13 protein-coding genes, 2 pseudogenes and 1 other annotated feature are annotated in these 11,197 nt (G+C 64.2%); of the genes and pseudogenes, 4 read left to right on the forward strand and 11 right to left on the reverse strand.

What is annotated here, in order from left to right; translation table 11 throughout:
• From CKO28_RS24660 to CKO28_RS24670, 3 genes are all read right to left on the reverse strand, one after another.
• Window positions 1-1,679 (reverse strand): hypothetical protein (locus CKO28_RS24660; protein WP_200343563.1); only part of this gene is annotated, 1,679 nt, incomplete at its 3' end.
• Between the two features lie 115 nt (window positions 1,680-1,794).
• Window positions 1,795-3,498, reverse strand: coding sequence for a hypothetical protein (locus CKO28_RS24665; RefSeq protein WP_200343565.1), 1,704 nt, complete (start codon window positions 3,496-3,498; stop codon window positions 1,795-1,797).
• Between the two features lie 112 nt (window positions 3,499-3,610).
• Complete coding sequence (locus CKO28_RS24670) at window positions 3,611-3,985, reverse strand: hypothetical protein (RefSeq protein WP_200343567.1); 375 nt, start codon at window positions 3,983-3,985, stop codon at window positions 3,611-3,613.
• 32 nt (window positions 3,986-4,017) lie between these two features.
• Between CKO28_RS24670 and CKO28_RS24675 the strand changes: the two genes are divergently transcribed.
• Both CKO28_RS24675 and CKO28_RS24680 read left to right on the forward strand, forming a co-directional pair.
• Window positions 4,018-4,440, forward strand: a complete 423-nt coding sequence (locus tag CKO28_RS24675; RefSeq protein ID WP_200343569.1) for a hypothetical protein — start codon at window positions 4,018-4,020, stop codon at window positions 4,438-4,440.
• A gap of 39 nt (window positions 4,441-4,479) precedes the next feature.
• Window positions 4,480-4,788 (forward strand): hypothetical protein, encoded by a 309-nt coding sequence (locus CKO28_RS24680; protein WP_200343571.1) that lies wholly within the window; start codon window positions 4,480-4,482, stop codon window positions 4,786-4,788.
• Between the two features lie 51 nt (window positions 4,789-4,839).
• Here CKO28_RS24680 and CKO28_RS24685 read toward each other — a convergent pair whose 3' ends face one another.
• The 8 genes from CKO28_RS24685 to CKO28_RS24715 form a co-directional block, all read right to left on the reverse strand.
• Window positions 4,840-5,277 carry a hypothetical protein gene (locus CKO28_RS24685; RefSeq protein ID WP_200343573.1) on the reverse strand — a complete coding sequence of 146 codons (438 nt, stop codon included), beginning with the start codon at window positions 5,275-5,277 and terminating at the stop codon, window positions 4,840-4,842.
• Between the two features lie 19 nt (window positions 5,278-5,296).
• A complete protein-coding gene (locus tag CKO28_RS24690; RefSeq protein WP_200343575.1) occupies window positions 5,297-6,118 on the reverse strand; it encodes a hypothetical protein in 822 nt (273 codons plus the stop codon).
• A 131-nt stretch (window positions 6,119-6,249) separates the two neighbouring features.
• Window positions 6,250-6,378 (reverse strand): hypothetical protein, encoded by a 129-nt coding sequence (locus CKO28_RS29000; protein ID WP_274611080.1) that lies wholly within the window; start codon window positions 6,376-6,378, stop codon window positions 6,250-6,252.
• 185 nt (window positions 6,379-6,563) lie between these two features.
• On the reverse strand, window positions 6,564-7,256 hold the full coding sequence (locus CKO28_RS24695) for a hypothetical protein (RefSeq protein WP_200343577.1): 693 nt from the start codon (window positions 7,254-7,256) through the stop codon (window positions 6,564-6,566).
• Between the two features lie 66 nt (window positions 7,257-7,322).
• Window positions 7,323-7,844, reverse strand: coding sequence for a hypothetical protein (locus CKO28_RS24700; RefSeq protein WP_200343579.1), 522 nt, complete (start codon window positions 7,842-7,844; stop codon window positions 7,323-7,325).
• Between the two features lie 426 nt (window positions 7,845-8,270).
• The gene (locus tag CKO28_RS24705) at window positions 8,271-8,957 is read right to left on the reverse strand and encodes a hypothetical protein (RefSeq protein ID WP_200343581.1); all 687 of its coding nucleotides are present in this window, start codon (window positions 8,955-8,957) and stop codon (window positions 8,271-8,273) included.
• Window positions 8,954-9,118, reverse strand: a complete 165-nt coding sequence (locus CKO28_RS24710; RefSeq protein ID WP_200343583.1) for a hypothetical protein — start codon at window positions 9,116-9,118, stop codon at window positions 8,954-8,956. Before CKO28_RS24710 ends, CKO28_RS24705 begins: the two co-directional genes overlap by 4 nt.
• A gap of 122 nt (window positions 9,119-9,240) precedes the next feature.
• A complete protein-coding gene (locus CKO28_RS24715; protein ID WP_200343585.1) occupies window positions 9,241-9,387 on the reverse strand; it encodes a hypothetical protein in 147 nt (48 codons plus the stop codon).
• 66 nt (window positions 9,388-9,453) lie between these two features.
• Here CKO28_RS24715 and CKO28_RS24720 point away from each other — a divergent pair.
• A pseudogene (locus CKO28_RS24720) lies at window positions 9,454-10,688 on the forward strand (IS3 family transposase).
• Window positions 9,741-9,857 (forward strand) — a sequence feature (AL1L pseudoknot). (Overlaps the previous pseudogene by 117 nt.)
• A gap of 43 nt (window positions 10,689-10,731) precedes the next feature.
• Window positions 10,732-11,197: pseudogene (locus tag CKO28_RS24725) on the forward strand (IS3 family transposase); the annotation flags it as partial.

An 11,197-nucleotide genomic window follows, 5' to 3' on the forward strand; every position in this document is an offset into this window, starting at 1 on the left:
TCCATACAGGCCCGCGGCGTGTAACGGCCGCATCGAGAGGCCGAAGACACGACTGCACCTGACCGCATGCCTACACCGGACCCGAGGAAAAAGGGCTTGCATCTGTGGGGGCGTCCAGACACGCCTTTACCGTGCAGCCGGCACGCCATTTCCATTTCCGCGTCGTAGAACCTGTCTTTTTTCAGGTTCGCGCCTCCAGTGAAAACCACACCACCTCCGGCTCTCAAGATTTCCTCACCGGAAACGACGGTTCGCCCTCCCAGTTCCAGACGAGCGGAGCACGCATTAAGGTACAAGCTGTCGTTGGCCGTCATTTCGCCGGGGTTGCCGTCGATCACAACGGCGAAAGTGTGACGGCCGGCCTTGTCGCTGATGTAATGTCCAGTCGCTTTCAGTTTTCCACCGTCTCGGACGCCGGCGCGACTCGGGAAGTCATTCGTGCTGAAAGACCCGCTAGGGGAAGACCATATGTCATCAGGCTTTCGGTCGGTATGGATTACATCCATCAGGTTCCCGCCTCTGAACCAAGACAGGATGTGACGGCGCGAGTTCTCGTGACCATTCTTCTTCTCGCCACCTACAATTATGTCCGGGACCGTTCCGTTGTCCTTTGGCAGCGTGGGTCTCCAAGCCATCAACTTGGTGTGCCAATCGGTCGCGTCCCACTTTTGCGGATCTTCTGTGAGCTCGCTCGAAGGAAGTGAATACGCTTCCACTCGGAGTCCTTCCGCCACACCTGCCTTCAGGTTTCGTCTGTCTCCGTCGACAGTGGGCCCCTCCAGGGAACCAATGGAGCTTGCGATTTGCCCGTGCCGTTCCGGACTGAAGATCACCTCGGTGTCTTTAGGCGCTGAATAATCGTCGCCATCATGGGCAATTTCAACAGAAACGTCCGCAGCGACTCCCCTGAGGCCACCGGTTTTTTTCGCCGATTGGTAGGCTAAAGGCTCGAACCACGACGACGCGACGAATGTGTCGTCGAACGGAGCATTGGGAATGTCGTTCCAATGACTGACATGGGCGGGAATAAGCTGGTCTAACGGAAGGTTCTTCGAACGTGAAATCGTGCTTTTGAACCTGTTCTCAAAGTCGGGAACATGATCCGACCATTGGCACGTGTAACTGAGGGAAAAAGGGGTCGGAGACGCAGAGCTTTTTCTGAAGGTGGCGGCAAGCGCTTTTTTGTCGTTTCCACTCGAAGACACGCCAAGTTCAAAAGATGCGGAGTTTAGGATGCTGCCATCGACAGAGATTGCGCCACGACATGTGAGCAGGTTTTCGAGTTCAATCCGACGAGCCTTGCTGACGGCTTTAGCGAAGTCGGATCCGACTTTGGGACCCTCGAAAACAAGGCGGATTTTGTGAAGCCCCGTCTGTCCGGTGTTCAGCCATCCTGTCCGTCGGATCATGGCCGGGGCGTATATATCGATGTCGCCGAAAATGCCGGTGTCGATGTGATCGATCAATGAGACGCTCTCGCTGGCCGACCCGTGGAACCGATGCCAAAAATCTGGCATGTCCGTGCCCATGTTTCCTAGCACGCGCGGGTGAACGGACGTGACCATGCCCATGCACCACTTGGTGTCGTCGGCTTCGACGCACTTCGGCTCCCCGGCAGTAACGGTATTCACATTTCCGAGACCGACTAGAGCGGCGGTCGCTAAAAGCATCTTTCGCATTTTCGATGTCTCCTGTTGACGGGACCGCAGAAACATTAGGGCACTTGATAGGCATCGAAAGATGAGCGCGGCAGTCCGCAGTCAAGCGGATCGCCGCGCTCGGAATGACATTCGATCAGTCGAAGCTCACGGCTCCGTCCGCCCCTTCGAAGTTGGAGGCGTTGTTGGAGTCTCCCTCGACCTTATGAACGAACCCGTCGTCCACGCGGCGGAGCGTGGTTTCGTCCGGCTCGCGGAGCATGAGCGTCCACTTCACGCCGTTGCGGTAGGCCATCTCGGGGCCGTAAGCGTCCTTGCCGTGCCAGCGGCACGCCATTTCGACGTCGGCCTTGTAGACGCGACCTTCGGCGAGATCGGCGCCGCCGGTGACGACGTAGCCGCCGCCCTCCCGCAGCATTTCCTCGCCGGAAAGGATCGTGTTCCCGTCGAGGGACATCGAAATGGAACAGGCGTTCAGGTCGTACCGGCCGTTCGTCGGGTTCTTGCCCGGATTTCCGTCGACCACGACCGCGAAAGTGTGCCGACCGGTTGCGTCGGCGATGAAGTAGCCGTCCGCGACTAGCTTGCCGCCGTGGCGCACGCCGGCCCGAGAGGCGATCTGGGTGGTGGAGAAAACTCCGCTCGGAACCGACCAAGTCGCGTCAGGCTTGCCCGAGACGTCGATGGACTCCATCAGGTTCCCGGAGTCGAAGAACGCTTTTCGACGCTTATGCTCGAAATCCCATCCGTTCCGTTGTTCGCCGTCGAGGAAAACAGGCGGATACCCATCCTCGACATCAAACAATTCGCGAGGCCCGGAAAGGTAATTGGGATGCCATTCGGTGGCGTCCCAAGCAAGGTCGTCCTGCTTCAGCTTGTCCGACGACAGGGTGTGTGCGGAAACTTTCAGGCCCGGCACGACGGTTTTTTTGAAGTTCTTTTTCTCGCCGTCGAAGGTCTGCGTGATGACGGACGATCCCGAACTCGCGAGTTGGCCGTACTTCTCGCCTTTGAAGATGATCTCTCCCGGGCTCGGAGCGCGGTATTCGCCGTCACCGGTCGCGATTTCCAGGCTCACGTCAGTTTCCACGACCGCGTCCCGTTGTTCGCTGGCGAGTTGGTAGGCGGCGACTTCCAGCCACTGGTGGCTGATTTCCGAATCATGCGGGCGCTGACCGTAAGGATCAGACGTGAGGTGGGTGCTCGTGCCCCACCAGTTGTCGTCTCTCATGTCCGCCAGACGCTTCTGGAAGCTTGTCGACGTCCAAAGCTTGCAGGAGTACGTCACTTCCAGGGGTTTGGGCGAGGCGTTGGAGGTGCGGAACTTGGCTTCTACGGCCTTCTGGCCCGCGTCGGTAGACTGCGTCCCGAGGCCGAACGAGCCGCCGTTCAGTTCGCGACCGTTGTATTTGATCGAAGCGTGGCAGCGCTGGAAGTTCGAGAGATCGACGTCTTCGCTTTTGGTGAGCTCCTTGCGAAGGTCGTTCGGCAGCTTTGGCCCCTCGAACCGGAGGCGGATCTTGTGGACGCCCGTTTTGTTCGTGTTGAGCCAGCCCGTGCGCCGGATCAGCGCGGGGGCGTAGACGTCGTTGTCGCCGAAAAGGCCGGTGTCGATGTGATCGGTCGTGGAGACGGACTCGCTCGCTGGACCCTGGAAGCGATGGTAGAAGTCGGGCGCCTGCCGCGCGAGGCTTTGCGGGACTTGAGGGTGAATGGAACTCACCATTCCCATGCACCATTTGGTGCCGTCGGCGTCGACGCACTTCGTCTCTTCCGCGGTTGCGGAGCTTGCCCCACCGATCGCGACGAGGGCGGCGGTCGCGAGTAGCATCTTTCGCATTTTCGATGTCCTCCTGTGGACGGACTGCAAACTTCAACGGGCGCCTCGCGCCTGTAAGCTCAGGCGCGGCATATGGGTGCGACCGAACGCGCAGCCAAGTGCCGCGGACCCCCTACATTTTACGCGTTAAGGCAAGAAAATCAAGTGCGCTTCGCCTTGAAAAATGGCGCGGAACGTATATAATACACACATTGGTGTCATTGAAGTCGGTCAGAGAGCGCCCCTTATGCTCCGAGCCATCGTTGCCGTTTTCGCCGTAGCCGTTCCGTTCGCGCCGAACGCTCAGGCCAAAGAAAGCCCGCCGAATGTCTGCGTTCGCGCGTCCGCTGTCGTGGACGCGCTCGCGGTGACGGAAAGCGCTCACGGCGACGGCGAAATCTTGGCCGTTATGGATCGCGGAACGCAGGTCATCGTGCAGGGGCCGTCTTCCGATGGCCAGGGGAAGTGGGTTCGCGTCCGTGCCGAAGGCGTGGGCGGGCACGTTCACCTGAAGCACCTCGAATACGAAGGGAAGTGCCGATGATCGCCGAGGCGCCATTCCGGGCCGAAGACGGCGGGCGATCGACGTCGAAACGCCCTCGGCAGCGCAACGACTGCACGGTGCGCGCCCTGGCCGTCGCCACCGGCGTGAGCTACGACGCGGCGTACGACGAACTCAAAGCCGCGGGGCGGAAAGCCTCCCGGAAGTTCCGTTTCCGGGAGTGGGCCTCGAAATCGCGTCTGGGCGGATGCGCTTTCGCATGGGAAGCGTTTCCGGCGGTCAAGGGCCAGAAGCGTATGAACCCGGAGCGGTTCTGTCGAGAGCGGCCCCATGGCACGTACATCCTGAAGACGGCGAAGCACGTTTTCGCGGTCGTGGACGGCGTCGTGATCGACGAAGAGCCTGTGCGCGCCGACAGGTGCGTTTACGGCGCCTGGCGGGTCGTCCCCGCCGATCGATGAAGTCAGTTGCGGCGAGCGCCGCAAGGAGCCTCCCATCCCATGAAGGTCTACCCCGAAACCCGCGAGTTCCGGACCGACGTCGCCGTGCGGTCGATGGAAGTGTACGTCGACGTCGAAACGGCGCGCGCGTTGGCGGCGTCGGCGCAGGAGACCGCCCACGAACTGTTGCGCGCCGGTGAGATGCCCACGACGGCCCACGCCGCGTACGGGGTCGTTTTCAAGGGGCGCTCTTGGCGTTTTCTGGCGGAAGCGGCGGGAGATCGCGCGCCGGACGTCGAGGCCCTGGATCCGCAGAGCCTCGGGCGCCTCGGCCTCGAATACGCGCACGCGTCCGCCATGTACGCCTAGATCATCGCGCGCGAACTCCGCGACCAGGTCGAAGCGAGCGCGTGATTCGACTCAGCGGGCGCCGCTGCGGCGAGGGTTGTGGATCGGGTCCATGTAGGGCGGGCCGCCGTGCCTGTCCGACATCGGGTCGACTCCGAACGGCGCGTCGTCGCGCGCGACAATGACCCGATAGTCTTCGCCGTCCCACGCCGTCTCGTGCGTTTCCGCGCTCGCGCCGTCGCCGCGGGCGAGGACCGCGCCGATCGCGTCCCGAAGCACGGTCAGCCCGGGCCGGTTGCCGGACAGGAGGACGGCGTCGTGCGGCGCGTCTTGACCGTGGACGTGGAGCACGCGCACGAGCTCCATGATCGCTTGCGCTTGATCGTCAGGCGGAAGCTCGTTCACGTTCTCGGGGAGGTCGTGCGGGTGGCGCCAATCCGGACGGCTCTCTGCGCCGTTCGAGACGCTTCGCTCTGGTTGCCGGTTGGTCGGTTTCGGCCAGTCGGCCATGAGTCGCCCTCCTTGCGGTTCACGCGGTTTCCGGCAGCGCCCATCGCCCGCGCGCGATCCGGCGGAAATGACCCCTTTGGAGCGTCTGCCTGACCTTCTCGCGCCAGTGCCGCGAGCGCGTCGGGCGTTTCCCCTCGATCGCGGCGTAGATGTCGTCGAGGTTCGCCTCGCCGCCCAGGGCGTCCAGGGCCATGGACACGACCTGGCGCCAAACTGGGCCCCTGCCCCGTTCGAGCGCGTCGCGCGCGTCGACCGACAGGTTGCGGATCTCGTCGGCCTCCCGGTAGAGCGCGAACCCGACGAGCGAACGCCGGCGGTCCTTGGAAAACAGGGCGAAGACGATGGGGGCCTTCAGGTCGCGGAATACGTTGCGCGGGATCATCTCCTGGAACAGGCTCCAGTCCTCGGCGTACCGCGCCACGCGCGAGGCCGTCTGGAACATGTAAGCCGGCAGGATGAAGCCGACCCGGCCGTTCTCGGGCAAAAGCGCGTGCGAGCAGGCCAGGAAGGCGTCGATGACGTCCGCTTTGAACGGCGGATTGCCGATCACGCATGTCGGGCGGAGATCGACGGGGCACCGCGTGAAGTCCCCGGTGACGACACGGCGACCGGTGCTTCTTCGGGCACGTTCCGCCAGATCGGCGTCGATCTCGTAGCCCGTCACCGGCACGTGCGAGGGGATGGCCGACAGGAAGCTGCCCGGTCCGCAGCCCGGCTCGATTACGTGGTCGTCCGCGTCCAGGTCCGGAAAGTGCCGTTCGACAATGGCTTCGGCCACCCACATCGGCGTCGGGAACTGGCCGAACTCGCGCACGCGGGCGTCGGGCTGGTCGGCGTCCATGGCTGTGACGGGCGAACCTTCGAACATCACTCGATTCCCTTTTCCCGTGACCGGCGCTGCGACCGGGAAGAAAAAAACGCGGCGGCCACCGGATGACCGCCGCGTCTCGGAATGGCCCTCGCTCGGGAAGCCTACTCCTCGGCGGGGCCGTCCGCTTCGCCCCGCTCGTTCTGGCGGCGCTGCGCCTCCTTCAGCTTCTTCAGGCCGGTGCGGCCGTCGCTGGGGGTGGCGCCGTTCAGCTTGCCGTTCTCGTTCGTCATCGTCGCACCTCTCTCGCTTGTGGTTCGGGCCTGAAGCGGCCCGGCGCGGGAGCTGCCGCTCTCCGGCGGATCGCCCCCATCGAAACGGCGCGTCTTGCCGGCCAAGCGCCGGAGCGCCGACGCGCCGCGTTGCCGGCGCGCCTCCAACTGGCGCGCCCTGTCGATCTTGCGTTGGAGTCCCATCCTCAGCGGCTGATGTCGGGAGCTTTCGTCCGACCGCGCTCCGGCTCGGGAGTTTGCGTTCTTTTTGGCTCGCGTCCGCCCCCAGGGTTCTTCAAGACCCACCAGCCGTCCCGCGCGGAGCCGCCTGCGCTCGGGTCCGGCAGGCTCCTTTCAGATCTCGGCTCTTTGAGCCAGAGTTCTCCGTCAGCCGACCGCGCTTCGGCGACATTGACGCCCGACATTTTCACCGGGCGGGCGTCCGCCGGCGGTGTGCGGGGGGACGGCGTCAGCAGCCGACCGTTGGGAGCGGGCCTCGAATGCTGCGCGTGCCCGTGGCGGATGCCCCAGACCAGCCGCTTCGCCGCGTCAACGGGGGCAGCGGGATGGCCGTCCTTGTCCAGCACTGGCGTGATCTGCCGGACTGGGACCTCGCGGACGAAGATCGAGCCGTCTTCCTCTTGGCGGCAGTAGTAATGTCGCGGCCCGATCACTCCGGGGATGCGCCCCGAAACCACGGACTCGCCGGTTGTCGCGTCGTGGCCGTACAGGCCGAAGCTCTTTTCTGAAGGATCGATCGGCAAATGCGGGGCGAAGAACTCGGCCACACTGTTTCCGTCAACGATCGCGCCGTTGGCGTTCTTCACCATTTCGAGGCACTTGTCTTTGCGCCTGTTGCCGTACCCCGTCGTCACGGGCACGCCGCGGTAAATGGACATCGTTCCTGCCTGACGCACTGCAATTATGATGGTCGTGTACCATATAGACGGCACACTGTCAACAAATTACGCGGCTGCGCTCTTCCGGCGGGTTCGCGGACGTTCTCCGATCCGGTCCAGGATCTGGGCCGCTCGCTCCCGGGAGACCCCGGTCGCTTTCGCGATGTCGGCAACCGTGCTACCCGCTCGCCACATGCGCCTGACGACCTTGGGGTCGGCTTTCCGGGTGAGCCAGTTGTTGTCGGAGCGCCGATCCGCCACGCGCCGCTTTCGGAGGGCTTGGGTGACTTGGTGGCGCGAGCAGCCGACCCTCTCGACGATTTCCTGGTCGCTCAGCCCTTCTTGGGAATGCAGCCGGAAAATCAGATCGGCGTCGACTCCATCCTTTTTCTTATGTGGCTTGCGCCACGTTCGGCGGCGGCAGAGGAACTTCTGCACCGTTCCGACGCTGCATCCGATGCGGGTAGCGATGTCCTCGTCCACGAGTCGCTCCTCGTCGTGCAACCGGAGCACTTCGTCCGGGTCCACTTGCCGCGGGCGCCCGCGGTTGGATTTTCGGGTCGTTTCGACCGATACGTTCTGTGCCATCCTTTTGGCTCCTTCGGCGTCAAACTTCGCTTCTGCGGTCGCGGACCCGACGCCCCAAAAGGGAAGCGGCCACCGCCGCGCGAGAGCATCCGAGCTCGTCCGCGATCTCTCCGTCCGTCAGCGCCATTCGCGCGTGCATCCTGAACACGCGGTCGTGGTCGACCCTCACGCAGGGCTTTCTTCGAGAGCCGCTCGGTCGTGGGGACGCGCCCTTGAGGCGCTTCTCAACCTCCGCCTCGGAGCAAGACGGCGAGGTCGCGCGCTGTGGCCCCTTCGGACAGCATTTCCGAAACGGAAGCCCAATCGACGCCATCTTCTGTCCGCATCCTGAGGGCCTACCCCGCGAGGCGCGGGCACTAACGGCGATGCGTATAGTATCGCATGAGAACGAGCGTAACGCAACCCGATTGTGTGCTCAAATCTTACTTATTCAATAAGCGAAATCGTCTCCGCGCCGTTCGGCCCCGACACCCGGTATTCGACGGAGCCGCCGTCGAGCGGCAGGTCGATTTCCTTCTCGGTTCCGGGGTGCAACCGGAACGGGTCGAGCCCCTCGCACCGGCTTTCGGCGCACTGCTCGCCGAGGGTCATCAGCGCGCTCGCGTTGCCGTCGTTGCGCACGGTCAAGACGCCGCCTTCGATAGTTGACCCCAGGTCCACCTCGGGGTCGCGCGCCCGATCTATGGCCAGGACGTTGACGCCTTGCAGGATTTTCACGACCGCGTTGTCGCCGCCGTCGATCCGCGGGCCGACCACGGGGCGCACCTTGATCCGCCACACGCGCTCCTTGTCCGGCGATCCGAGCGGCGTCGCCTGAAAGGTGCGGGTTTCGCCGGGAGCCAGCTTCATGGCCCGCGGGGAGACCATCAGGCCGACCTCGCGCGGGTTCCGGTCTGACGAGATTTCCTTGCGGCTGTCGGTTCCCGGGTTCTCGATCCGAACGGGGTCCAGACGCACGTACGCCAGCGTGTCCGAGTTGTTGACGACCCGCCGGATTTCCGGCTCGCCGTCCAGTTCGATCCGGTAATCCGGCACCGAAACGCCCTGCGCCTGCGCCGCCGTCGCGGCCGCCAGCACGGCGCCCGCCGCCAATCCCGCTGTCATCCGTTTCATGGTTCGCTCCTTCCGCTCTCGCACTCGATTTCGCCGAGTTCGACGTATTCCAGATCCGCGTCGAAGTCGGGCAGCGTCGCTTCGCATCCGTCGGCCTCCACGGCCATGCCGGGCGTGGCCTGAACCTGCACCCAGCCCTGCGGCCCCGTGCGGACCGGCACGGACTCGCTCCGCAAAAACGCGTTTCCGACCGCCTCGCCGTCGCCTGCTCGTTTCACTTCATCGCGACCACCTTTTTCAGGTGATGCCGACCAGGTCTTTCACGTGATGGCGACCACCTTGTTCAGGTGATCGCGACCGGTCTCTTCACGATCGCGACCACCGTGGCGGTGCCCGGATCCGTGTTGGCGACTCTCAACCTGAGGTAGGCGTGTCTCCCGACGTTGGACGGCAAGACGGGAGGCACGATGCCGACTGCGAGGATAGCCATGCGCAAGATCCGGGATGAACCGCCCCGGGCTTTCCGGAGGCTCCAATGTTTGGGAGATTGGAGCTTATGGGAAAGACCACAAACAGGAAGCCATACCCGGCTGAGCTACGCGAGCGTGCTGTCCGGATGGTGCGCGAGCAAGAGGGTGAGTATGCCTCGCGATGGGCGGCACTGACCTCGATCGCCGAGAAATTCGGCTGCAACCCGGAGACGCTGCGCAACTGGCTGCGCCAGCCGGAGCGTGACGACGGCGCGGCCGCCGGCATGACCAGTTCGGAGCAGGAGCGCGTCAAGGAACTGGAGCGGGAGGTCAAGGAACTCCGGCGGGCGAACGAGATCCTGCGCAAGGCGTCAGCGTATTTTGCCCAGGCGGAGCTCGACCGCCGATCCAAGCCATGATCGCGTTCATCGACGATCACCGCGCGGTCTACGGGGTCGAGCCGATCTGCCGGCAGCTGCCGATCGCCCCGTCGACCTACCGTCTCCACGCCGCCCGGCGGGCGGCCCCGTCTACGGCGCCGTCGCGCATCCAACGCGATGCGCGGCTCCGCACCGAGATCCGCCGGGTCTGGGACGAGAACTTCCAGGTCTACGGCGTGCGCAAGGTCTGGCAGCAGCTTCGCCGCTAGGGCTTCGAGGTCGCCCGCTGCACGGTCGAACGCCTGATGCAGGAGATGGACCTGCAGGGCGCGGTGCGCGGCAAGGTCAAGCGGACCACGGTGAGCGACAAGGCCCAGCCGTGCCCGCGCGACCACGTGAACCGGGACTTTCAGCCGGCCCGGCCCAACGCTTTGTGGCTCTCCGACTTCACCTACGTGGCCACCTGGCACGGCTTCGCCTACGTCGCCTTCGTGATCGACGCGTTCGCGCGGAAGATCGTGGGCTGGCGGGCGTCGCACAGCGCGGAGACCGGGTTCGTGCTGGACGCCCTGGAGCAGGCGCTGCATGCCCGTCAGCCGGTCTCAAACGGCCAGTTGGTGCATCACAGCAACCTGGGCGTGCAGTACGTCTCGATCAAGTACACCGAGCGGCTGCAGGACGCGGGCATTCAGCCGTCGGTGGGCAGCGTCGGCGACAGCTACGACAACGCCCTCGCGGAGACGGTGATCGGGCTTTACAAGACAGAAGTGATCCGCCGCCTGGGTCCCTGGCGCAGCCTGGAACAGCTGGAGCTGACGACCCTCGAGTGGGTCGATTGGTTCAACAATCGGCGCCTACTGGAACCCCTCGGCCATATCCTGCCCGCGGAGGCCGAGGCGAAATTTTTCGAGCTGGACGATCAGGCCGCCATGGCGGCCTGATCGTCCAAACACCACAGCCTCCGAGAAAGCCGGGACACCTCACTGGCAGCAGCTTCGCCGGGATGGCTTCGAGGTCGCTCGCTGCACGGTCGAACGCCTGATGCACGAGATGGACCTGCAAGGCGCGGTGCGCGGCAAGGTCAAGCGCACGACGGTGAGCGACAAGGCTCAGCCGTGCCCGCGCGACCACGTGAACCGGGACTTCCAGCCGGCCCGGCCCAACGCTTTGTGGCTCTCCGACTTCACCTACGTGGCCACCTGGCACGGCTTCGCCTACGTGGCCTTCGTGATCGACGCGTTCGCGCGGAAGATCGTGGGCTGGCGGGCGTCACACAGCGCGGAGACCGGGTTTGTGCTGGATGCCCTGGAGCAGGCGCTGCATGCCCGTCAGCCGGTCTCAAACGGCCAGCTGGTGCATCACAGCGACAGGGGCGTTCAGTACGTCTCGATCAAGTACACCGAGCGGCTGCAGGACGCGGGCATTCAGCCGTCGGTGGGCAGCGTCGGCG

Origin of the sequence: Rhodovibrio sodomensis, from assembly GCF_016583645.1 — a bacterium.
Classification (GTDB): domain Bacteria; phylum Pseudomonadota; class Alphaproteobacteria; order Kiloniellales; family Rhodovibrionaceae; genus Rhodovibrio; species Rhodovibrio sodomensis.

Bases quoted from the DNA above. Each gene is read 5' to 3' on its own strand.
- CKO28_RS24665 (WP_200343565.1), bottom strand. From the start codon at position 3,498: ATGCGAAAGATGCTACTCGCGACCGCCGCCCTCGTCGCGATCGGTGGG.
- CKO28_RS24675 (WP_200343569.1), top strand. From the start codon at position 4,018: ATGATCGCCGAGGCGCCATTCCGGGCCGAAGACGGCGGGCGATCGACG.
- CKO28_RS24680 (WP_200343571.1), top strand. From the start codon at position 4,480: ATGAAGGTCTACCCCGAAACCCGCGAGTTCCGGACCGACGTCGCCGTG.
- CKO28_RS24685 (WP_200343573.1), bottom strand. From the start codon at position 5,277: ATGGCCGACTGGCCGAAACCGACCAACCGGCAACCAGAGCGAAGCGTC.
- CKO28_RS24690 (WP_200343575.1), bottom strand. From the start codon at position 6,118: ATGGACGCCGACCAGCCCGACGCCCGCGTGCGCGAGTTCGGCCAGTTC.
- CKO28_RS29000 (WP_274611080.1), bottom strand. From the start codon at position 6,378: ATGACGAACGAGAACGGCAAGCTGAACGGCGCCACCCCCAGCGACGGC.
- CKO28_RS24695 (WP_200343577.1), bottom strand. From the start codon at position 7,256: ATGTCCATTTACCGCGGCGTGCCCGTGACGACGGGGTACGGCAACAGG.
- CKO28_RS24700 (WP_200343579.1), bottom strand. From the start codon at position 7,844: ATGGCACAGAACGTATCGGTCGAAACGACCCGAAAATCCAACCGCGGG.
- CKO28_RS24705 (WP_200343581.1), bottom strand. From the start codon at position 8,957: ATGAAACGGATGACAGCGGGATTGGCGGCGGGCGCCGTGCTGGCGGCC.
- CKO28_RS24715 (WP_200343585.1), bottom strand. From the start codon at position 9,387: ATGGCTATCCTCGCAGTCGGCATCGTGCCTCCCGTCTTGCCGTCCAAC.